Origin of the sequence: Comamonas resistens, assembly GCF_030064165.1 — a bacterium.
Classification (GTDB): domain Bacteria; phylum Pseudomonadota; class Gammaproteobacteria; order Burkholderiales; family Burkholderiaceae_C; genus Comamonas; species Comamonas resistens.
In genome coordinates this window covers 3434635-3456673 of sequence record NZ_CP125947.1, presented here as the reverse complement: position 1 = coordinate 3456673, position 22039 = coordinate 3434635, and the positions used below count along the sequence as shown (strand labels likewise).

General features: G+C 59.3%; 17 protein-coding genes. 16 read left to right on the top strand and 1 reads right to left on the bottom strand.

Annotation, left to right across the window (positions count from 1 at the left end; genetic code table 11):
* The first annotated feature begins 41 nt into the window (after positions 1-41).
* The 12 genes from QMY55_RS16090 to QMY55_RS16035 all read left to right on the top strand — a co-directional run bounded on the left by QMY55_RS16090 (position 42) and on the right by QMY55_RS16035 (position 13610).
* Positions 42-1190 carry an ATP phosphoribosyltransferase regulatory subunit gene (locus QMY55_RS16090; RefSeq protein WP_283485174.1) on the top strand — a complete coding sequence of 383 codons (1149 nt, stop codon included), beginning with the start codon at positions 42-44 and terminating at the stop codon, positions 1188-1190.
* 37 nt (positions 1191-1227) lie between these two features.
* Positions 1228-2601: an adenylosuccinate synthase gene (locus QMY55_RS16085; RefSeq protein ID WP_283485173.1), complete on the top strand. Its 1374-nt coding sequence runs from the start codon at positions 1228-1230 to the stop codon at positions 2599-2601.
* A 36-nt stretch (positions 2602-2637) separates the two neighbouring features.
* Complete coding sequence (locus tag QMY55_RS16080; RefSeq protein ID WP_283485172.1) at positions 2638-3162, top strand: phosphoribosyltransferase; 525 nt, start codon at positions 2638-2640, stop codon at positions 3160-3162.
* A 294-nt stretch (positions 3163-3456) separates the two neighbouring features.
* Complete coding sequence (locus tag QMY55_RS16075) at positions 3457-4641, top strand: YVTN family beta-propeller repeat protein (protein WP_283485171.1); 1185 nt, start codon at positions 3457-3459, stop codon at positions 4639-4641.
* Positions 4642-4717: 76 nt separating this feature from the next.
* The gene (locus QMY55_RS16070; RefSeq protein WP_407650526.1) at positions 4718-5542 is read left to right on the top strand and encodes a polysaccharide deacetylase family protein; all 825 of its coding nucleotides are present in this window, start codon (positions 4718-4720) and stop codon (positions 5540-5542) included.
* Between the two features lie 21 nt (positions 5543-5563).
* Positions 5564-6544, top strand: a complete 981-nt coding sequence (locus QMY55_RS16065) for a sterol desaturase family protein (protein WP_283485170.1) — start codon at positions 5564-5566, stop codon at positions 6542-6544.
* A 116-nt stretch (positions 6545-6660) separates the two neighbouring features.
* Entirely contained in the window at positions 6661-7539 is an 879-nt protein-coding gene (locus tag QMY55_RS16060) for an EI24 domain-containing protein (protein ID WP_283485169.1), read from the top strand.
* 299 nt (positions 7540-7838) lie between these two features.
* Positions 7839-9254 carry a type I glutamate--ammonia ligase gene (glnA, locus tag QMY55_RS16055; RefSeq protein WP_283485168.1) on the top strand — a complete coding sequence of 472 codons (1416 nt, stop codon included), beginning with the start codon at positions 7839-7841 and terminating at the stop codon, positions 9252-9254.
* Positions 9255-9432: 178 nt separating this feature from the next.
* The gene (locus tag QMY55_RS16050; protein WP_283485167.1) at positions 9433-9948 is read left to right on the top strand and encodes a hypothetical protein; all 516 of its coding nucleotides are present in this window, start codon (positions 9433-9435) and stop codon (positions 9946-9948) included.
* A 35-nt stretch (positions 9949-9983) separates the two neighbouring features.
* Positions 9984-11093, top strand: coding sequence for a nitrogen regulation protein NR(II) (gene glnL / locus QMY55_RS16045; protein ID WP_283485166.1), 1110 nt, complete (start codon positions 9984-9986; stop codon positions 11091-11093).
* Positions 11094-11141: 48 nt separating this feature from the next.
* Positions 11142-12671 (top strand): nitrogen regulation protein NR(I), encoded by a 1530-nt coding sequence (ntrC, locus tag QMY55_RS16040; RefSeq protein WP_283485165.1) that lies wholly within the window; start codon positions 11142-11144, stop codon positions 12669-12671.
* Positions 12672-12800: 129 nt separating this feature from the next.
* Complete coding sequence (locus QMY55_RS16035; RefSeq protein WP_283485164.1) at positions 12801-13610, top strand: DUF1308 domain-containing protein; 810 nt, start codon at positions 12801-12803, stop codon at positions 13608-13610.
* A gap of 9 nt (positions 13611-13619) precedes the next feature.
* Here QMY55_RS16035 and xth read toward each other — a convergent pair whose 3' ends face one another.
* Positions 13620-14396, bottom strand: coding sequence for an exodeoxyribonuclease III (gene xth / locus QMY55_RS16030; protein ID WP_283485163.1), 777 nt, complete (start codon positions 14394-14396; stop codon positions 13620-13622).
* 170 nt (positions 14397-14566) lie between these two features.
* On the opposite strand from xth, the gene cas1f reads away from it, so the two are divergent.
* The 4 genes from cas1f to csy2 all read left to right on the top strand — a co-directional run bounded on the left by cas1f (position 14567) and on the right by csy2 (position 21989).
* Positions 14567-15571: a type I-F CRISPR-associated endonuclease Cas1f gene (gene cas1f / locus QMY55_RS16025; RefSeq protein ID WP_283485162.1), complete on the top strand. Its 1005-nt coding sequence runs from the start codon at positions 14567-14569 to the stop codon at positions 15569-15571.
* A complete protein-coding gene (gene cas3f, locus QMY55_RS16020) occupies positions 15568-19140 on the top strand; it encodes a type I-F CRISPR-associated helicase Cas3f (RefSeq protein ID WP_283485161.1) in 3573 nt (1190 codons plus the stop codon). The genes cas1f and cas3f overlap by 4 nt, the downstream gene beginning before the upstream one ends.
* A gap of 432 nt (positions 19141-19572) precedes the next feature.
* On the top strand, positions 19573-20919 hold the full coding sequence (csy1, locus tag QMY55_RS16015; protein WP_328517824.1) for a type I-F CRISPR-associated protein Csy1: 1347 nt from the start codon (positions 19573-19575) through the stop codon (positions 20917-20919).
* On the top strand, positions 20916-21989 hold the full coding sequence (gene csy2 / locus QMY55_RS16010; protein WP_283485159.1) for a type I-F CRISPR-associated protein Csy2: 1074 nt from the start codon (positions 20916-20918) through the stop codon (positions 21987-21989). The genes csy1 and csy2 overlap by 4 nt, the downstream gene beginning before the upstream one ends.
* Positions 21990-22039: the final 50 nt, after the last annotated feature.

Sequence of the window (22039 nt, the reverse complement as noted above, 5' to 3'; positions counted from 1 at the left end):
AGTCGGTAGAATCACATTTTTAACAGCCTCCCTCTTTCTCCATGTCTGCTTGGGTCCTGCCGGATCACATTGCCGATGTTTTGCCTTCCGAGGCTCGGCACATCGAAGAATTGCGTCGAGGACTGCTCGATACTGCGCGCAGCTATGGCTATGAGCTCGTCATGCCTCCCATGCTCGAGTATCTGGAGTCTCTGCTCACCGGCACGGGTGAGGCGCTGGCCCTGCAAACGAGCAAGCTGATCGATCAGCTCTCCGGTCGCACCATGGGCTTGCGTGCAGACATGACGCAGCAGGTCGCTCGTATCGACGCACACTTGCTCAATCGCAGCGGCGTGACCCGTCTGTGCTATTGCGGCCCCGTCGTCCATGCACGCCCCGATCGCCCACGTGCCACGCGTGAGCCTTTCCAGTTCGGCGCTGAAATCTATGGTCACGATGGCCTGGAAGCCGATCTCGAAGCCTTGCATCTGGCTCTGGACTGCCTCAAGGGTGCAGGTGTCAAGGACATCATCGTGGATCTGGCCGATGTCCGCATCGTGCGCAATCTGCTGGCAGGCGTGATGGTCGATGAGCAGGTGCTGCGTGGCGTCCATGCCGCACTTGCTGCCAAGAACGCCACCGAGCTGGCCGAGCTGACCCACAACTTCCCTCCTGCATCGCGCGCAGGCCTGATGGCACTGCTGCAGCTGTACGGCGGAATGGAAGTGCTGGACAAGGCTGAAATACAGCTGGAAGGCATAGCTGGCGTGCGCGATGTGCTATCGCATTTGCGTTGGCTGGTACAGCGTCTGGACGGCGTCAAGGTCAGCTTCGACCTGGCCGATCTGCGCGGCTATTCTTACTACAGCGGTACGCGCTTTGCGATCTATGTACCCGGCGGCAGCGATGCTCTGGTGCGTGGCGGCCGCTATGACGAAGTCGGTGCAGTGTTCGGGCGCAATCGTCCGGCGGCCGGCTTCAGTCTCGATATCAAACAACTGGTGGCTGTTGTGCCCGAGCGTCCGCTCAAGGCAGCCATTCGCGCTCCCTGGGGTGATGACGTGCAAGTGGCTGCTGCTATTGCCGCATTGCGCCAGCAGGGCGAAACGGTGGTCTGCGTGCTGCCGGGGCACGAGAGTGAAGTGGACGAGTTTCACTGCGACCGTGAGCTTGCCAATGTTGGCGGGCAATGGGTCGTGCAAGCCATTTAAGGCTTTTGACTAATTCTTCGATTTATCGGATTGGCATATGAATACATCCAAAGGTCGCAACGTCGTCGTAGTCGGTACCCAGTGGGGCGACGAGGGCAAGGGTAAGCTGGTTGACTGGCTGACCGAAAGCGCCAACGGCGTCGTGCGTTTCCAGGGCGGTCACAACGCTGGCCACACCCTGGTCATCAACGGCGTGAAGACGGCTTTGCACCTGATTCCCAGCGGCATCATGCGCCCTGGAGTGAAGTGCTACATCGGCAATGGTGTGGTGCTGTCCGTGGGCAAGCTGTTTGAAGAAATCGAAGGCCTGGAAAAGGCGGGCGTGCAAGTGCGCGATCGCCTGCGCGTTTCCGAAGCCTGCCCGCTGATCCTGCCATTCCACGTGGCCCTGGACATCGGTCGCGAAGCTGCCCGTGAAAAGGGCGGCGTGCAGAAGATCGGCACCACAGGCAAGGGCATCGGCCCCTCCTACGAAGACAAGATCGCCCGCCGCGCTCTGCGTGTGCAGGACCTGAAGCACCCTGAGCGTTTCGCCACCAAGCTGCGCGAGCTGCTGGCTCTGCACAACCACATTCTGGTGAACGTGCTGGGCTCCAAGAACTTCGACTTCGGCGCCGGTCTGGCTCCGTACATGAAGGACGGCGAGATTCAGTTCGAAGCGGTGTACGAAGAAGCCATGCGTCATGCCGAGCTGCTCAAGCCCATGATTGCCGATGTGTCGCGCGAGCTGAATGCCGTGCATGCGGAAGGCGGCAATCTGCTGTTCGAAGGCGCGCAAGGCACCTTGCTGGACGTGGATCACGGCACCTATCCCTATGTGACATCGTCCAACTGCGTGGCCGGCAATGCCGCCGCAGGCGCCGGCGTGGGCCCTGGCCTGCTGCACTACATCCTGGGCATCACCAAGGCCTATTGCACCCGCGTGGGCGGCGGTCCTTTCCCCACCGAGCTGGAGTGGGAAAAGCCTGGTACTCCCGGCTATGTGATGAGCACTGTGGGTGCCGAAAAGGGCGTGACTACCGGCCGTTCGCGCCGCTGCGGCTGGTTCGACGCCGCGCTGCTCAAGCGCTCGGCTCAGATCAACGGCCTGTCCGGTCTGTGCATCACCAAGCTGGACGTGCTCGACGGTATTGAAGAGCTGCAGCTGTGCGTGGGCTACGAACTGGACGGCGAGAAGATCGACCTGCTGCCTCTGGGTGCAGACGATATCGAGCGCTGCAAGCCCATCTACGAATCCATCCCCGGCTGGACCGAGTCCACGGTGGGTGTGACCGAGTACGACAAGCTGCCCGTGAATGCCCGACGCTATCTGGATCGCATCCAGGAAGTGACTGGTGTGCCAATCGCCATGGTCTCGACCAGCCCCGATCGTGACCACACCATCCTCATGCACAACCCCTACAGCGCCTGATTGCGGCACTGAACATATCAAACCATAGGACCTACCATGCTGACGGAAGACGGTAAGCACCTGTATGTGAGCTACGACGAGTACCACGGTCTCATCGAAAAGCTCGCCATCAAGATCCACCAGTCCGGCTGGGAATTTGACACCATTCTGTGCCTGGCCCGTGGCGGCCTGCGTCCCGGTGACATTCTGAGCCGTATCTTTGACAAGCCGCTGGCCATCATGTCCACCAGCTCCTACCGCGCCGAAGCCGGCACGGTGCAGGGTCACCTGGACATCGGCCGCTTCATCGCGACTCCCAAGGGCGAGATCGCCGGTCGCGTGCTGCTGGTCGACGATCTGGCGGACTCCGGTGCCACGCTCAAGGCCGTGATCGCCATGCTCAAGACCAACTACCAGCCCATCACCGAGCTGCGCAGCGCCGTGATCTGGACCAAGGGTATCTCGACCTTCGAGGCGGACTACTCGGTGGACTATCTGCCTACCAACCCCTGGATCCACCAGCCTTTCGAAGGCTATGACACACAGCGCCCCGAAAAGCTTGTGGAGAAGTGGAAGGTCTGAGCCTGGCGCTTTGACTGCATCCAGAAAAGGAGCCCCTCAGAGGGCTCCTTTTTTGTACAACATCAAGTCTTCTGATTGATATTCATCATTTCATGAGCACCCTGCGGCATTGTTACAACGATTTTGCAGTTGTTTTGCGTTGAAACATAGGAGAATTCAGCGCTAGCTGCTCCTGTTTTTGATGCTGATGAATGGCGAAACATCTGCTTGAACGGCATCGAGAGCCGGTACGTGCTAAGCCCCGCGTTGAATTGGGCTGATGATGGTGTGGCTGCATGGGCGCAGCTACACTGCGTGGATTCTGAGAAGGTGGTGGTTGTGGGACGTCTTACCGTTGGGCGCACTGGCGCTGCTGTGGCTTTGTTGGTAGGTGGCGGCTTGGTCGCATGGTTTGGGGCATCGGCATTACCTGGGTTCAGGCCGGCAACGGCTGCTGGGCCTCAGCAGACTGCGGTCGCTCCTGCCGCTGCAACGGTGGCTGCACCTGCTGGTACGGCTGCGGTGCCCGCTTCGGTGCCGGGCGCGCGCGGCGTGGTTCCCGCAGCTGCGGCCAGCAGGGTGCAGGGGCCCACGCCCGTGTTCGTGCTCAATTCCCTAGATGCCAGCATCAGCGTGATCGATCCGCAGACCTGGAAGGAACAGTCGCGCATTCCGACCGGCAAAGAGCCGCACCACCTGTACCTGACGCCTGACGAAAAGTCGCTGATCGTGGCCAACGCGCTCGGCGACTCGCTGACGCTGATCGACCCGAGGACGGGGGCGGTGCAGCGCGTGATTCGCGACATCGTCGATCCTTACCACCTGCGCTTTTCGCCCGATATGAAGTGGTTCATCACGGCGGCCAACCGCCTGAACCACATCGATTTCTACCGCTGGGATGCAGCCACGCAGACGCCAACGCTGGTCAAGCGTGTCTCCACCGGCAAGACTCCCAGCCATCTGTTCATCGACGAAGGCAGCAAGACGCTGTACTCGACCATGCAGGACAGCGATGCGCTGGTGGCCATCGATATCGCCACCCAGACCATCAAGTCCCGCGTGCCTACCGGCCCCATGCCGGCCGATCTTTATGGCAGCCCGGATGGTAAAAAGCTGTTCATCGGCCTGACAGGCGGTGAAGGTGTCGAGGTGTTTGACCTGACGGGCCCCGAGCCACGCAGCACTGGCATCATCAAGACGGCGGCTGGCGCCCACGCTTTCCGCGCCGCAGGTGACGGTCGCCATTTGTATGTGAGCAACCGCGTGGCCAACACCATCAGCAAGATCGATATGGTGACCAACCAAGTCGTGGCCAATTACCCTGCGCCCGGTGGCCCGGATTGTATGGATGTGTCTGCCGACGGCCGCTACATCCTGGTCAGCTCGCGCTGGGCGCGCAAACTCTCGGTGATCGACACCGTGGAGAAAAAAGTCATCAACCAGGTCAATGTGGGCAAGTCGCCGCACGGCGTCTGGACACTGGCCCACGCGGCGCGCTGAGTGTCATGCCGGCTCGCGGAACCAAGTCTGCGGGCCGGAGTCTTTCATGCGGTATTGACCACCTCAAGGAGGGTGGATGCTAAGACGTCAATTCATGCTGACAGGGGCGGCTATTGCTGCTCCAGGCCTAGCCGCAGCAGCGGAAAATTCAAAAAACATAGCTGCTGGCGCTTGTTCCAAGCCGGTTTACCTGACTTTTGATACAGGGCATATGGGTATTGCCCAGTGGGTGGCTCAAACTCTGCAAAAGCACAAGGTGCCCGTGACTTTCTTTGCGGCCAATGAGGCTACCAAGGAAGGAGGCAGCAGCCTTGCCGACTTCTGGGCCCCATGGTGGAAGGCCCGTGCCGACGAGGGGCACCAACTGGCTTCCCATACCTACGACCATATGTACTGGCAGGCCGATATCCGCGACAAGGCTACGGGCCAGGTCACGCACTTCAAGGTCAGGCCATCGGCCGGGCCGCGTGCCGGGCAGAGTTTTGTCGTGTCTGCAGATGAGTATCGCGAGGAGATTGCTCGCTCGGCGCGCCGCCTGCAGCAGATCACAGGCCACAAGCCCTTGCCGCTATACCGCGCACCCGGGGGAAAGACCTCTGCGGCGCTGATCGGTGCGGCCCAGCAGGGCGGTTATCAGCATGTGGGCTGGGCTGCGGCAGGTTTTCTGGGCGATGAGCTGCCCAGCGACAAATATCCCAACGAGCGCCTGCTCAATCAGGCGCTCAAGAACATCCGCAGCGGCGATATTTTGCTGGCTCATCTGGGCATCTGGTCGCGCCAGGATCCATGGGCGCCGGCGGTGCTGGAACCACTGATTCTGGGTTTGCTGGATAAAGGTTTTTGCTTCCGTACGCTGGCGGAGCACCCGGCCTATCAGGGCTGGATTGCGCAGCACCGCTGAGTGCTGGACAAGGAGTGAGTTGTGGAGTGGCTGGTTCAGGTTTTTGCCGATGCGCAGCAGCGCCTGTTTGAAGGTGTGGTGCAGCCTTTTCTGTTCCATTTCGGCATGGCCAACCTGCTGGAGGATGGCTACACGGCCACGGGCTGGTTGCTGGTGGGGCTGCTGCAGATCGTCGTCATGGTGGCCGTCATCGTGCCGCTGCAGCGCTGGAAGCCTGTGGAGCCCGTGGTGGACCGGCAGGCCATTCGTGTGGACATTCTCTACACGCTGATTCACCGGCTGGGTCTGTTCAGACTGGCTTTGTTCTTCACGGTGGACCCGCTGTGGGATGCGCTCATGGGCAAGCTTCATGTCTGGGGCATGCCAGGTTTTCATATCGATGACCTCTGGCCCGGTGTTACCGACAACGCATGGGTCAGCCTCATCCTCTATCTGATCGTCTTCGATCTGGTGGAGTACTGGATTCACCGCGGTCAACATGGGCTTGGCTGGTGGTGGAAGCTGCATGCCGTGCATCACTCTCAGCGGCAGATGACGGTGTGGAGCGACAACCGCAATCACCTGCTAGACAGCGTGATTCACGACGCCATCGTCGTACTGGTGGCGCAGCTGATCGGTGTGGCTCCGGGGCAGTTTGTGGCCATCGTGGCATTGACCCAGCTCAGCGAGAGCTTTCAGCATGCCAATGTGCGCATCTGGTTTGGCCAACTGGGCGAGCGTTTGTGGATCAGCCCGCGCTTTCACCGCCGCCACCATGCGATTGGTATCGGGCACGAGCCGCTGGCACCTGTGCGCAACAAAAAGGTGCATGGCAACAACTTTGGCGTGCTGCTGCCCTGGTGGGACATGTTGTTCGGTACGGCCAACTTTGATCTGCGCTATGACCCGACTGGTATTCGCGATCAGGTGCAGCCCAATGCGCAAGGCCAGTTGCGTGACTATGGCCGTGGGTTCTGGGCGCAGCAATGGCGGGCCGTCCTGCGGTTGCTGGGACGCGCTTGACCATTCATAGGACTTGGACAAACAAGCCGGGCCGCCGCTGCGGATGCACCAAGACGGTTTCCGTGCGGCAAGGCGCTTGCCCGGGCCTGATTTGCGCAAGTCGTGATTCATTGAGTATGCTTGCCAGCATGAGCTTGCTACTCGACTCTTTCTGGCGTGCATTGGCGTATTGCCTGCATAAGCGGGTGATTGCGTGGTCCCTGTTTCCCTTGCTCCTGATGGGGCTGCTGTCCTGGGCGCTGGGGTATTTCTTCTGGGCAGATGCCGTGCTCAAGGTGCAAGGCCTGCTCGATGGTGTGGGCTGGCTGCACAAGGTCTGGGTCTGGTTTCAGGCCAATGGAGTGGGCTATGCCTCCGAAGTGGTGGCTTCCATTCTGGTGGTGCTGGGGGCAACTCCCATGCTGGTCGTTCTGGTGCTGCTGCTGGTGGGGCTGTTCATGGCCCCGGTCTTGACCGGCCTGGTGGCACAAAATCGCTTTCCCCAACTGCAGAAGAAGCACGGCGGCTCCGTCATGGCCAGTCTGATCTGGTCGGGAGGCTCTACCGTGATTGCGCTGCTGGCCCTGATCGTGACCTTGCCGCTTTGGGTTTTTCCGCCTCTGATGCTGGTAGTCACGCCGCTGATCTGGGGCTGGCTGACCTACCGTGTCATGGCGTTTGATGCTTTGGCCGAGCATGCGAGCAAGGAGGAGCGTCGCAATCTCTTTGTGCGCCACCGCATGTCGCTGATTTTGATGGGCGTGCTATGCGGTTATCTGGGCATGGCTCCCGGCATCGTCTGGGTCTCGGGTCTGGTGTTCCTGGCCGCATTCTGGATTTTGATTCCCATTGCCATCTGGATTTATGCGCTGGTGTTTGCGTTCTCGGCGTTGTGGTTTGCTCACTTCTGCCTGGGGGCATTGGTGCGGCTGCGTGAGCAGGAAGGCCCGGCAGAGCCCTCTCCACAAGTGCCATTTGCCCCCGGTGTGGCCGCACAGAACGCGCCTTCCTTGTGATGCAGTGCACCAAAACTGACGGCTCTCCTTATTTGCACTAAATTGGTGCAAATAAATTCACCAAAAAAGTGCATTTCAATGGAAGGCTCTGGCGGTGAGACAATGTGCACCGCTTTGGAGCCATCAGGCATGCCAAAAATTCCTGTGCCAACGGCTTATGTCACCAGCGGATATGCTTATCCGCTGCCGGACTTCGTGGCGGCAATGCTCTGGGTTACCAGTCAGCCCCAAGTTGGCACGCAAACTGCTTAGTAATTTTCATCCTTTTTTGATCAGCCAAAGTTGGCAGGAGAGATCTAATGGCGAAGACCGTTGCAGACGTGATGCAGATGGTGCAGGACAACGAGGTCAAGTTCGTTGACCTGCGCTTTACCGATACCCGCGGCAAGGAGCAGCACGTGACCGTGCCCGTGTCGCATTTCGACGAAGACAAGTTCACCTCGGGCCATGCTTTTGACGGTTCTTCCGTGGCGGGCTGGAAGGGTATCGAAGCCTCGGACATGCAGCTGGTTCCCGACCCCAACACTGCCAATATCGATCCCTTCTTCGAAGAGACCACTCTGATTCTGCAGTGCGATGTGATCGAACCCGGTGATGGCAAGGCCTATGACCGCGACCCCCGCTCCATTGCCAAGCGCGCTGAAGCCTACCTGAAGGCTTCCGGCCTGGGCGATACCGCTTACTTCGGACCCGAACCCGAATTCTTTATCTTCGACGGCGTGCGCTGGGGCACCGAGCCTCACAACCCTTTCTTCGAAATCGAAGAATACGAAGCTCCCTGGAACACTGGCACCAAGTTCGAGACCGGTAACCGTGGTCACCGTCCTCGCAACAAGGGCGGCTACTTCCCCGTGCCACCCGTTGACAGCACCCAGGACATGCGTGCAGAAATGTCGCTGCTGCTGGAGGCCGTGGGCATTCCTGTCGAAGTGTTCCACCATGAAGTGGCGGGTGCAGGCCAGAACGAAATCGGTACACGCTTCTCGACTCTGGTCGAGCGTGCCGACTGGACTCAGCTGCAAAAGTACATCATCTGGAACGTGGCCAACACCTACGGCAAGACGGCTACTTTCATGCCCAAGCCCTACGCTGGCGACAACGGCTCCGGCATGCATGTGCACCAGTCCGTGTGGAAGGATGGCAAGAACCTGTTCGCTGGTGACGGCTATGCCGGTCTGTCCGACTTCGCCCTGTACTACATCGGCGGCATCATCAAGCACGCTCGTGCCCTGAATGCCATCACCAACCCTGGCACCAATAGCTACAAGCGCCTGGTGCCCGGCTTCGAAGCCCCTGTGAAGCTGGCTTACTCGGCCAAGAACCGCTCCGCTTCCATCCGTATTCCTTACGTGAGCAACCCCAAGGCTCGTCGCGTGGAGGCTCGCTTCCCCGATCCACTGATGAACCCCTACCTGGGCTTTGCAGCCCTGCTGATGGCCGGTCTGGACGGTGTGGAAAACAAGATCCATCCCGGCGAAGCTGCGACCAAGGATCTCTACCACCTGCCTCCCGAGGAAGACAAGCTGGTGCCCACGGTCTGCCACAGCCTGGATCAGGCTCTGGAAGCCCTGGACGCCGACCGTGCCTTCCTGACCAAGGGCGGTGTGTTCTCCGACAGCATGCTGGATGCCTACATCGAGCTGAAGATGGGCGAAGTGACCCGCTATCGCCAGTCGGTGCATCCTGTCGAGTACGACATGTACTTCTCGCTGTAAGGCGAACCCCAAAAAAGGCGGCTTGGCCGCCTTTTTTATTGCTCCGGCTCTTGACCTAAGAAAGCCCAGGAACCATTCAGGCAGTCGAGATACCAAGAAATGACTACAGTGCAACGCGCTTGGAGCGATACTCGCTGCATTGCAGCCCAGCCGTTGCTGTCTTGCCTGAGAGGAGCCAATGAAGAAGTTTTTTGTGTTGCCACTGCTGATGACCATGGTCACGGCGGCATGGTCGCAGGATGTGATCTACCGCTGCGGGAATGAGTACACCAACAATGTTTCACAGGCCAAGGCAAAGGGCTGCAAACCTGTGGATGGCAGCGGTGTGACGGTGATTCATGGCACCCGTCCTGCGGGTGGTGGCAGCAGCAGTGCAGCACCTGCACCAAAGGTGCCAAAGCCGGCGACAGCCGCATCGACCAGTGCGGCGCCCGTACGCAGTGACAACGCTGCACAAAAAGCACGAGATTCCGACGCGCGCGCCATCTTGCAGTCGGAGCTGAACAAGGCGCAGGCCAGACTCAACTCGCTCAGAGCCGAATACAACGACGGCAATCCCGTGCGCACGGCTTTGGAGCTGCGCAACCCTCAAGGCTATCCTGAGCGGGTCGAAAAGCTCAAGGCCGATATTGCCCGCCAGGAAAGCGATGTAGCGGGTATCCGGCGCGAACTGGATCGCTTGCCTGCCAATTAATGCAGCCCGAGGGCTGCTTCACGGGTTTTCTTGACATGAATGCATCTGCAGCCCTCTCCCATGGAGAGCCTGGCAATACCGCTGACCAGGATTGCGCGCTCAGCTATCAGTCGCTCGATTGGCTTTGTACGCTGATTGCCGTCCTGGATTCCCAGGGCGTGGTGCGCTTTGTCAATGCTGCGCTGGAGAATGCGCTGGGGCAGTCGCGCCGCACCATGGAGGCGACAGAATTCGCAACCTGCTTTTCCGAGCCTGCGCTGCTGGACAAGGCGCTGAGCGGTGCGCGCTCCAACGACTTTGCGGCCTTGCGCTTTGAAGCCGCTTTGCTGCGCCTCGGGCAGGATCTTTTACCCGTGCATGTCACTGTGTCCCTGGTCGAGCAACAAGGCCATGTAATGGTGGAGATGTGGCCTCTGGAGCAGCAGGCCCGTCAGGATCGCGAAGAGCGCATTCGCGAGCAGGCCGAGGCCAACAAGGAACTGATACGCAATCTGGCCCATGAGATCAAGAATCCGCTCGGCGGCATTCGCGGTGCGGCGCAGCTATTGCAAATGGATCTGGCTACTCCGGAGTTGCGTGAATACACCACCGTCATTGTTCACGAGGCAGACCGGCTTCAGGTACTGGTGGATCGCTTGCTGGCTCCCCACCGGCACCCACACGATGTGGGGGATGTGAATATTCACGAGGTCTGCGAGCGTGTACGTTCCCTGGTGCTGATCGAGTATCCGCAGGGTCTGAAAATCACGCGCGACTATGACATCTCCATCCCTGAATTCCGGGGTGACGGTGTACAGCTGATCCAGGCGCTGCTCAACATCGTGCAAAACGCGGCCCAGGCGCTGAGCCTGCGGATTGCCCAGGGCGATGCCGAGATCATTTTGCGCACGCGTGTGGCACGCCAGGTCACTCTGGGGCGGCAACGCTACAGACTGGCATTGGAATTGCATGTCATTGACAACGGTTCAGGCGTGCCCGATGCCATCAAGGAGAGAATTTTCTATCCCCTGGTGTCTGGCAGAGATGGGGGCTCTGGCTTGGGGTTGACGCTGGCGCAGACCTTTGTGCAGCGTCACCATGGGCTGATTGAGTGCGACAGCCAGCCGGGCAGGACAGATTTTCGTATTCTGATTCCCCTGCCGTAAGCCGCCTGAAATCACTCACCAGACAAAGAAGGGAAGGATGCAGCAGCAATGAAGCCAATCTGGATTGTGGACGACGACCCTTCCATTCGCTTTGTCCTGGAAAAGGCGCTGGGGCGCGAAGGCTGGCCCATACGCAGCTTCACCCAGGCGCGAGACGTGCTCAAGGCCCTGGCCGATGTCGATGCCTCAGATCCCGAGCGTCAGGGGCCGCAAGTGCTGGTCAGCGATATCCGCATGCCGGGCGGCTCGGGTCTGGAGCTGCTGGAGCAGGTGAGGGCGCAGCAGCCCGGCTTGCCCATGATCATCATGACGGCATATTCCGATCTGGACAGCGCTGTTTCAGCTTTCCAGCGCGGGGCGTTTGAATACCTGCCCAAACCTTTTGATGTGCCCAAGGCCGTCGAGTTGATCCGGCGTGCCGTGGAGGAAAGCCAGCGTGAAGAAGTGGCCGATGTACAGACTCCCGTACAGGCCGAAATGCTGGGCCAGGCGCCTGCCATGCAGGATGTGTTTCGCGCCATCGGACGACTGAGTCAGAGCCAGGTCACGGTGCTGATCACCGGCGAATCCGGTGCCGGCAAGGAATTGGTGGCTCATGCGCTTCACAAGCATTCCCCCGTTGCTGGTGGGCCGTTTGTAGCTATCAATACTGCGGCAATTCCCAAGGATTTGCTGGAGTCGGAACTCTTTGGCCATGAGCGCGGAGCATTTACCGGAGCCCAGACTCAGCGGCGGGGACGGTTTGAGCAGGCCGAAGGCGGAACGCTGTTTCTCGACGAGATTGGCGATATGCCGTTTGAGCTGCAGACACGTTTGTTGCGTGTGCTCTCCGACGGGCATTTCTACCGTGTCGGCGGGCACCAGGCCGTCAAGGCGCATGTGCGCGTGATTGCCGCCACACACCAGGATCTGGAGCAGCGTGTCAAGGATGGCGTCTTCCGCGAGGACTTGTTTCACCGTCTCAACGTGATTCGTTTGCGACTGCCCGCACTGCGCGAACGCCGGGAAGATGTGCCCATGCTCACGCAGCATTTTCTGCAGCAAAGCGCCAGGCAGCTGGGTGTCGAGCCCAAGCGCATGAGCAGCACGGCCATGCATCGTCTGCAGTCTTTCAACTTCCCCGGCAATGTGCGTCAGCTGGAAAACATCTGCCACTGGTTGACAGTGATGGCTCCAGCCCAGCAGATTGCGCTCAAGGACCTGCCGCCCGAGGTGCTGGGTGCAACAGGGGCGGGGCCAGCGATAGCCACCGAAGTGCAAGCAGCACATGGCGCAAGTCGTGTGGCCGAGGCCCCCGCTTATCGGGATGAGAATGTGGAGGCAGTGGAAGCTGAAGCTGAAGGTTCAATGGAAGGGTGGCTCAGCGGGCTTGGCAAGCAGGCGCAGGATCTGCTGGCACAGGGCCACAACAATGTCTGGGACCAGCTGACGCAGAAATTCGAAGCGCAGCTGCTACGTACTGCGCTGACGGCGACTCACGGGCGCAGGGTGGAGGCTGCGAACCGGCTGGGTATTGGCAGAAATACCATCACACGAAAGCTGCAGGAACTGGGACTGGATAACGAGGAGTTTGAGTGACGGAAAGTCAGCCATTACACCTCGTAAGGTGTCAATGTTTCCTACACCAATACCACCCGTTTCTGACTGGGTGAAGAACTGCTGACGACAATAATTTGCAATCACATCCCTTGATTGCAGTTGTCTCTCGTGTTCTTCACCGCTCCATTTCGTTCTCTATTTCACCGTGGCCTGGTTGCTGGGCAGCTGGGTGCCACATCTGCTCCCGTGGCCTTGGCGCAAATGCCTGATTCGGAAACGAATTTCTGGCATCGTCAGTACCGCTTCGAGCCTTATTTTGTGGCGGGCCGCAGTTTCGACCAGTACTGTCCAGCCTATCAACTGGGATGGCAGTTGGCTCAATCCCCTGAAGGAAGCTGCGTCGATTTCGATGCGATGGACAGAGAGTTGAACCTCCGCTGGACCGCGATCAACGGAAGTAGTCTGCTGAATTGGAGTCAGGTCAGATTGGCGGCAAAAGCAGCCTGGGAACGCGGTATGAGGCCGCAGTCGCCAGATGTTATGAGTGTTGTCGCTGGCAAAAAGCTGGTGCGGACCCAGGAGGCGGCGCGCCAGTTCAGACAAAGCAGTGTGAGCTATCTGGCCAGCGGTGCACAGGGCATGCATGCCGAGGCGCTCAAGCGTTTTGCAGCCGTTTCTGCCAAGCTGCTGTCAGAGCTGGAGGCTTTGCCCGTGGAGGTGGAGCCGCTGCCGCTTGTATCTGGCAAGGCTGTGCCGTATGTGCTGGAGCGCTCACGGCAGGTTTGGCGCGATTCAGGGCTCATGGCTGCAGACAGCATTCAGGACGTGCTGGCCAAGCTGCAGACATGGCTGGATGCGGTGGAGTCGATGTGCCAGGAGATGCTCCCGGCGCACGCTCGAAAGCTGCTGAGCCACCATATGCTGGTGCTGAGAGGCCAACTGGAGGCCGTGCAGTGGCTCAGCCGTGGACAAGCCTGATTTGAAACCTCAGTCCAAGGTCACAACCACGGGCGCGTGATCGCTGGGCTGCTTGTTCTTGCGTGGCAGCCGATCAACGACGCACGCGCTGACCTTGCCCTTGAGCGCGTCGCTGACCAGGATGTGATCGATGCGAAGACCGCGATTCTTCTGGAAACCCAGCATGCGGTAATCCCACCAGGAAAAGCTCTTCTCAGGCTGTTCGAACATGCGGAACGCATCTGTCAGGCCCAGTTGCAGCAAGCCCTGGAAATGCTCGCGCTCCTGCACCGTGTGGTGAATCGTGTCCTTGAGACCCACTGGATCGTAGGAATCCCTGTCTTCGGGGGCTACGTTGAAGTCGCCCACCAGCACCAGGCGCGGATGCTGAGCCAGTTCTTGCTGCACCCAGTTGTGCAGTGCCTGCAGCCAGCGCATCTTGTAGGCAAATTTTTCAGACCCCGGCTCCTGACCATTGACGAAGTAGCCGTTGATCAGACGGATTGCCCCAGAGGGAGAATCGATGGTGCTGGCGATGATGCGGGCCTGCTCGTCTTCCAGGCCGGGGATGTTGCGCACCACATCACGTGCTGGGCTGCGGGTAATCCACGCAACGCCGTTATAGGTTTTTTGCCCATGGCTGATGGCCGTGTAGCCAGCTTCTTCGAATGCCATGTGCGGGAACTTGTCATCAGTCAGCTTGAGCTCCTGCAGGCCCAGAGCATCGACGGGATTGGCTGCCAGCCAGTCCAGTACTTGCGGCAAGCGGACAGACAGGGAGTTCACGTTCCAGGTGGCAATTTTCATTTTCTGATTCTTTCAAGGGCAGGCCTGCAATTGCAAACCATTTGCTAGCGCCCAATCGTAGCAACTCTGGTATTTCACAAGGCTATGAGGGCTGAGCAAGGCTAGGCACTCTTGACGCTAGTGCTTGCTGTGTTTGCATTGTCTTGCTACAAGCAAGCATGGGAGGCACCTTGCAAGACATCAAAAGCCAAGATCTGAAAACGATTCTCCATTCCGCGCGGGCCAATATTTATTACTTAGAGCACTGCCGTGTTCTTGTCAATGGCGGCCGCGTCGAATATGTGACCGATGCCGGCAAACGCAGCCTGTACTGGAATATCCCCATCGCCAATACCACCAGCATCTTGTTGGGAACGGGCACTTCCATCACTCAAGCGGCCATGCGCGAGCTGGCCAAGGCGGGTGTGTTGGTGGGCTTTTGCGGTGGCGGTGGCACGCCCTTGTTCAGTGCCAATGAAGTGGATGTGGAGGTTGCTTGGCTCACCCCGCAAAGTGAATACCGCCCCACCGAATATCTGCAAGCTTGGGTGCAGTTCTGGTTTGATGATGAACTCAGGCTGGAGGCAGCCAAGCAGCTGCAAAGCCTGCGCCTGGATAGGTTGCACAAAGAATGGAATTCCCGTGCGCTGCGCGAAGCGGGCTTCGTGGTGGATACGGCTCGATTGCAGGCGTTGGTCACGCAGTTCAAAGCCTTGGTGGCCCAGGCGCCCGATGTCACAGCTTTGCTGACCGACGAAGCACGCTTGACCAAGGCGCTGTTCAAGCTGGCGGTGGATGCCACAGGCTACGGCGATTTCACGCGTGCCAAACGTGGCTCGGGCACCGATTCCGCCAACCGCTTTCTCGACCACGGCAATTACCTAGGCTATGGCTTGGGCGCCACGGCCACCTGGGTGCTGGGTCTGCCACATGGCCTGGCTGTACTGCATGGCAAGACCCGACGCGGCGGGCTGGTGTTTGATGCTGCCGATCTGGTCAAGGATGCAGCCATCCTGCCGCAGGCATTTCTGTCGGCTATGCGTGGCGACGATGAGCAGGCTTTTAGGCGCAACTGCATCGAGACGCTTACGCGCAGTGAGTCGCTGGACTTCATCATCGACAGCCTCAAAGCCATTGCGACCGACACGGCGCGCATGGCGCGGCAAACCAGTGCGCGCAAGGATGGGCAAGCATGAATGTGCTGTTCGTCTCCCAATGCAGCAAGCGCGCCCTGACCGAAACTCGCCGCATCCTCGATCAGTTTGCCGAGCGACGGGGCGAGCGCACCTGGCAGACACCCATCACCCAGGCCGGGCTGGACACGGTGCGCAAACTGCTGCGCCAGAGCGCTCGCAAGAACACCGCCGTGGCCTGCCACTGGATTCGCGGCCGCGACCACAGCGAGCTGCTGTGGGTAGTGGGCGATGGCCGCCAGTTCAACGCCGAAGGGGCAGTACCCACCAACACGACGACCCGCAATGTGCTGCGCAGCGAAGATGAAAACACATGGCACCACCTGCCTCTGATCACCGCGCTATCGGCACTTGCCGCCTTGCTGCACGACTTGGGCAAAGCCACGCAGGCGTTTCAGGAGCGGTTGAAGAACCCCGGCTTGCGCGAACGCAACCACTACCGGCATGAATGGGTGTCGGTACGGCTGTTCCAGGCCTTTGCGGGGCAGGGCGACGATGCCGACTGGTTGCAGCGTCTAGCAGACTGTGCTGATGCGGACAGTGACAGCAAGGCGTTTGAAGCGCTGTGGCTCGATCATGCGGGCGGACGGTTGCTGTGCGATGGCTGGAGTGACACAGGCTGGACAGCGGAGCAAAAAGACGCGGCCAACCCCTTTGCCTGCTTACCGCCTTTGGCACAAGCAGTGTCCTGGCTGGTGCTGACCCATCACCGTTTGCCTTGTCTGCCCAATCGGCAGGACTCCATGATGTCGGACGACGATTCAGAAGAGGGGCGGCAAGTCTTCAAGCGCTTTGGCTCGCGCCCCTCAGATGTCTCTGTGCATTTGCTCCACGGCTTGCTGGCACGCATCAATGCCGACTGGAATGAACCACGCGAAGCTGCGAGTGATACACATAAAAGATCGTACTGGCAGTTTCCTCATGGTCTGCCCGTCAGCCAGGCTTCCTGGCGCAAGCAGGCCGCCCGCTATGCCCGCAAATTGCTCGAACTGGCCCCGCACTACCAGCAGATGCCAGCCTCGCACGACCCGTTTGCCATGCACATCAGCCGCATGTGTTTGATGCTGGCCGACCACCACTATTCCAGCATCGAGGACGATGCGCGGCGCAAGCTCTACCGCAATGACAGATACCCGCTGTATGCCAACACCCTCAAAAGCAGTAGCGCACAGCGCTTGAAGGACGGGCGAAAGCCGCCGTTTTTTAATCAAACCCTGGATGAGCACCTGCTGGGCGTGCAAGCCCATGCCAGCCTGATCACGCATTCGCTGCCTACATTGGCGCGCAGTCTCCCGGCCTTGCAAAACCACAAGGGCCTGAAAAAACGCAACAGCAATGCGCGCTTTCAGTGGCAGGACAAAGCGGCGGATCTGGCGGCCAGCGTACGCCAGCGCGCGGCCAGCCAGGGCGCATTCATCGTCAATATGGCGTCCACTGGCTGCGGCAAAACCTTGGGCAATGCACGCATCATGAATGCTCTGGCCGATCCTGCTTTGGGCATGCGCTGCGCTTTTGCGATTGGCCTGCGCACGCTGACCTTGCAGATGGGGCGCAGCTTTCAGCATGACCTGGGGTTAAATGACGAGCAGTTGGCCATCAAGGTGGGCGGTACCGCCAGCCGCGCCTTGTTTGAATATTGGGAACAGCAGGCAGAGGCGACGGGCTCTGCCTCCAGCCAGGCCTTGCTGGACGAAGGCGGCCAAGTACTGTTTGAAGGCAATGACCGCCATCCGTTGCTGGAACGGCTGACCGACGACGCCCGGGTGCGCAGCCTGATTGCCGCGCCGTTGCTGGTGTGTACCGTAGACCACCTGACGCCCGCAACCGAAAGCCTGCGCGGTGGTCGCCAGATTGCACCCATGCTGCGTTTGCTCACCGGTGATCTGGTGCTGGATGAGCCTGATGACTTTGATATGGCAGATCTACCAGCGCTCACTCGCCTGGTGCATTGGGCGGGCTTGCTGGGTAGCCGTGTGCTGCTGTCATCGGCCACCTTGCCTCCGGCCTTGGTCGATGGCCTGTTTCGCGCCTACCGCGCCGGGCGTGCCGTGTTTCAAAAGCATCGCAGCGAGCGGCCCGATGAGCCGGTCAATGTCTGCTGCCTGTGGGTGGATGAGTTCAACCAGTCCGCTGCAGACTGTGCCCAAGCCAGCCAGTTTGCCGATGCGCACCAAGCGTTTGTGCAAAAGCGCATGGCGCAGCTGAGCAAAGCAGCGCCAAGGCGGCTGGCGCAGATTGTGGAACTGCCCAAGGAGTGGCATGTCGTGGGTATGGGTGAGGCTGAGCGCCGCCAGGCTTTGGCGCAATTCATGCTGCAGCGCTCATGGGGCTTGCATCAGCAGTCTCAAAACCATAGCGCAGACCCTGCCAGCGGAAAACGCGTGAGCTTTGGCCTGATCCGCATGGCCAATATCGCGCCACTGTTTGATGTGGCCCAGGCCATGTTTGCGCAGGGCGCGCCTGCACCGGGTGTGCGCGTACATCTGTGCGTGTACCACTCGCAGTTCCCGCTGCTGGCGCGTTCGGTGATCGAGCAGCAGCTCGACACCGTACTCAACCGCCGTGGCGCGGATGAGGGGCCAGACCCGGTGTTTCAGCGCCCTGGTATTCGGGCTTTGATTGATGCGCATCCTGAGCAAGACCAGCTCTTTATCGTGCTGGGTTCTCCGGTTACAGAAGTTGGCAGAGACCATGACTATGACTGGGCCGTGGTCGAACCTTCGTCCATGCGTTCGCTGATTCAGTTGGCAGGCCGTGTGCGACGGCATCGCACGGCAGAGGTCAAAGCCGTCAATGTCGAAGTGCTAGACAGCAATTTGCGTGCGCTGGAGCGTCCCGGCCGCGCGGCCTATTGCAAGCCCGGTTTTGAGATGGAGCAATTGCCGCAGACAAGCAGCGATGCCGCAAAGCATTTCCACTTTAAATCGCACAGTCTGCAAGAGTTGCTGTCGCGCCAACTCAAGGAGTGGGCGCAGCCGCAATGGCCGATTGATGCGCGCCCACGCATTGAACGCATTGATCCCGCAAAGGGCAAGCTCAGCCCCAGCCGTAACTGGGTGGATTTAGAGCATGCCCGCATGCGCGACACCATGCTGCCGCGCGAAGCCGACAGCGCAACGACCACGGCCGTCAAACGCGATGCTTGTCTGGCTTGGTATGAGGCTGATAAAGCGTTGCCCCAAAGCCTAAGGTTGACAGGTGTGTTGCCCCAGTACCAGCGGTTTCGTGACGACCCGATGCAGCGCGTGGATGTGGTGCTGTTGCCGGATGAGGACGAAGAAACACTGTTGCTGCACCGCGTGGTCGATGGCGACCGCCGCGACGAGCAGCTCTATGTCTGTATTGATGAATCCATGCGCCACACCGTGCCCGATGCCTCGCTGCCGTCTAGTCTGCAGCACAGCGTGCAGCCGTGGGTACAAATGGATTTGCTCGAAGCGTTACGCCAGTTGGCCGAAGCGCAGGGCCTGCCGCTACAAGACTGTGCCAAGCGTTATGCCACCGCCAGCCTGCCGGATAGTCAGCGCGGGTGGTGGTGGCATGCGGCGTTGGGCTTTGCGAAGAAAGCCTGAGCTGCTTGTTCAGCAGAGATAAGAGACACCACCAAATAGAAGGTGATTTTTCTAAGCTGTCTTGTCGACAGGAGTGCTAACGATAGCACTTATGGAGAGCAGCCAGGATGATCTTATTTTTAAGAAAATACAAAAAGAAGTTGATTGGTTTAAAAAATTGTCTTAAGATAAAGCCTCGATACAGGTGGTGCTGTATCGAGGCTTAGTTAAACACATTGCTGTCGAGGCAAGCAGGAGAAAGGGGGTGCTATGTCAATTAGCCAAATGCTCAGAAGAGCATAAGGGGTGGTTCACCTTAGCAACCAGTAATCCCTCTGTTTCTGTGTGAAACGGAGGGATTCTATCTTTTAAATTTTCAAAAGGTGTATCCCTATGTCCAATGCCCCTGTAACAGGTGGCAAGGCAGGTTGGCGGGCGGAAATTGAGCGGTTCTTGCAAGAACGATTGCAAACCAAGCTCGATAAGCTCAAACCTGACGATCCCCAACGAGATGAAGTCATCGCTTCTTTTGTGCGAGATGTCTGGCTCGAAGATGCAGCCAGGCGCGTGCAGCAAATCCAGGCTGTCACCCATTCGCTCAAGCCCATTCACCCTGATGCGCGTGGCACCAATTTGTATGTAGAGCCTGCGCAATTGCCTGCCTTGGCAGAGCTGGGCAGCCATGCACTGGGCGCTGACTTTGCGGGCGATGTGGTGGGCAATGCCGCAGCGCTGGATGTTTACAAGTTCCTCAAGTTGCAAGTAGCAGGGCAGAGCCTGCTGGCTGCTTTGTTGGCGGAAGATGCCGCTGCATTGCAAGCCTTGCACGATGACCCGGCACAGGCCAAAGCGCTGCGTGATGCCTTTGTGTCATTGACGGCAGCGCGTACGGGTGGTCCCAGCAGCCACGGCCGCGCCAAGCAGCTGTACTGGTTGACGGGGGATGACGCGGCCGACGATGCGCAGTACGAGCTATTTGCGCCGCTGTACGCCACATCGCTGGCCCATGCAGTGCATGGCGAGATTCAAGAGCACCGCTTTGGCGATGCCAACAAAGCCGCCCGCATTGCGCGCCGTGAACGCAAACCACATGGCGGTGTGTTTCATGACTACCCCGGTCTGGCTGCGCAAAAAATGGGTGGCACAAAGCCACAGAATATCTCGCAGCTCAATAGTGAGCGTGGCGGGGTGAACTATCTGCTGGCTTCACTGCCTCCGGCGTGGACGCCCAGTGCTGTGCGCATGCCTGTGCATGCGGTCTCTGTGTTTGATCGTCTGTTTATCGCGCGGCCAGAGGTGCGTCGCACGCTACGTGCTTTGCGCAAATTTCTGGCATCAGAGCCCGAGCCTAATTTGGCAACACGCCAGCGCCGTGAAGCTTTTACCGATGCACTGCTGGATGAGCTGGTGGCATTTGCAGGTGAGTTGCAGCAACTGGCACAAGCCGGCTGGAGCAAGGACGATGAACGCTTCAAAGACTTGGACTATATGGAGCAGCTTTGGCTGGACCCTTTGCGTGCCGAGTTGAAAGAAGAAGTGCAGTTTGCCCATGACTGGATGTATATGGATTGGCCTGCGGAAATCGGAAAATCCTTTGCGCGCTGGCTCAACAAGCAACTCAAGAACCAGCTCCCCGTCGGCGATGTGGAAGCACGCCAATGGCGCAAAGAGCTGCTGACCGATGAAGATGGTTTCAAGCAGCAATTGCGAGAGCTGCGCGACAAGCTGGATGCGCCGCACTACATCCCCATCCGCAAAACACATGCGGAGTTGGTGGCAGAACGGGGAGAGTCTGCATGAGCAAGCTTCAACCCCAAGCTATTTTGGTATTACCGCATTTGCGCGTGCAAAACGCCAATGCAATCTCTAGCCCGCTCACGCATGGTTTCCCATCCATCACTGCCTTCACAGGGCTGATGTGGGCGCTGCAGCGCAAGCTGGCGCAAGCACAGATTCCGCTGCAGCTGCTGAGCGTCGGCGTGGTATGCCATCACCACCAGGAGCAGGTCACTCAGGGCTATGTGCGCACCTTTAACCTGACGCGCAACCCCGTGGACAAGGACGGCAGCACCGCCGCGATTGTGGAAGAGGGGCGCATGCATTTGCAGGTGTCGCTGATCTTTGCGGTGGCAGAAAAATTACCTTCTGGTGCGGCCAGTGTGGTGGTGCAAGGTGGTGAAGACCGCATGGCCGATTGGGCCGCGCAGGTGGGCGAGATTGCGGCCCAAATGCGTGTGGCCGGCGGTAGCTTGCTGCCGTCTCGCCCAGTCCCCGGCAAAAAAGTGCGGCCTTGGATGGCCTTGCTGCCAGAAGACCCCGATCAGCGCGTTCAGGCCTTTCGTCAATGGCGTCGTCAATGGCTGCCGGGCTTTGCCTTGGTGGGGCGCGACGATTTGCTGGCGGATCGTCTGGCGCATCTGCGCAAAAAAGATGGGCAAGCCAGCTTGCTGGATGCATGGCTGCACGCCTCGCGCTTTAACCACGAGGCGTTGCCAGACCCTGATGGCAAACCAGCTCTGGATGGCAAGGTGCGCTGGGGCGACCCGCTGCGAGCCAAAGGCAGTGGCTGGACGGTGCCGATTCCCGTGGGCTATGCGGCGCTATCCGTCAGCCATGACGCAGGCACGGTGGCCAATGCGCGGGACATGGCGACGCCGCTGCGCTTTGTGGAGTCGATCTATTCGCTGGGCGAGTGGATTAGCCCGCACCGCTTGAACGACCTGCAGCAGCTGTTGTGGCGCGCTGAAGTGGATGAAACCAAGGGCCTGTACCGTTGCCGCAATGATTACCAACCGAAGTCAGCGCTGGCGGACGGTGAAGGCCAGGACGATGGATGGGACGAGGAGGATGACGACTATGTCGATGACTAGACCGTGCGCTGCGTCGCTTCTTCTTGCTTCCCAAATTTCAACGAATTGAT

What these genes read in the sequence shown, in the direction of transcription:
- QMY55_RS16090 (WP_283485174.1), top strand. Translation starts at nt 42, where the DNA reads ATGTCTGCTTGGGTCCTGCCGGATCACATTGCCGATGTTTTGCCTTCC.
- QMY55_RS16085 (WP_283485173.1), top strand. Translation starts at nt 1,228, where the DNA reads ATGAATACATCCAAAGGTCGCAACGTCGTCGTAGTCGGTACCCAGTGG.
- QMY55_RS16080 (WP_283485172.1), top strand. Translation starts at nt 2,638, where the DNA reads ATGCTGACGGAAGACGGTAAGCACCTGTATGTGAGCTACGACGAGTAC.
- QMY55_RS16070 (WP_407650526.1), top strand. Translation starts at nt 4,718, where the DNA reads ATGCTAAGACGTCAATTCATGCTGACAGGGGCGGCTATTGCTGCTCCA.
- QMY55_RS16060 (WP_283485169.1), top strand. Translation starts at nt 6,661, where the DNA reads ATGCTTGCCAGCATGAGCTTGCTACTCGACTCTTTCTGGCGTGCATTG.
- glnA (WP_283485168.1), top strand. Translation starts at nt 7,839, where the DNA reads ATGGCGAAGACCGTTGCAGACGTGATGCAGATGGTGCAGGACAACGAG.
- QMY55_RS16050 (WP_283485167.1), top strand. Translation starts at nt 9,433, where the DNA reads ATGAAGAAGTTTTTTGTGTTGCCACTGCTGATGACCATGGTCACGGCG.
- glnL (WP_283485166.1), top strand. Translation starts at nt 9,984, where the DNA reads ATGAATGCATCTGCAGCCCTCTCCCATGGAGAGCCTGGCAATACCGCT.
- ntrC (WP_283485165.1), top strand. Translation starts at nt 11,142, where the DNA reads ATGAAGCCAATCTGGATTGTGGACGACGACCCTTCCATTCGCTTTGTC.
- xth (WP_283485163.1), bottom strand. Translation starts at nt 14,396, where the DNA reads ATGAAAATTGCCACCTGGAACGTGAACTCCCTGTCTGTCCGCTTGCCG.
- cas3f (WP_283485161.1), top strand. Translation starts at nt 15,568, where the DNA reads ATGAATGTGCTGTTCGTCTCCCAATGCAGCAAGCGCGCCCTGACCGAA.
- csy2 (WP_283485159.1), top strand. Translation starts at nt 20,916, where the DNA reads ATGAGCAAGCTTCAACCCCAAGCTATTTTGGTATTACCGCATTTGCGC.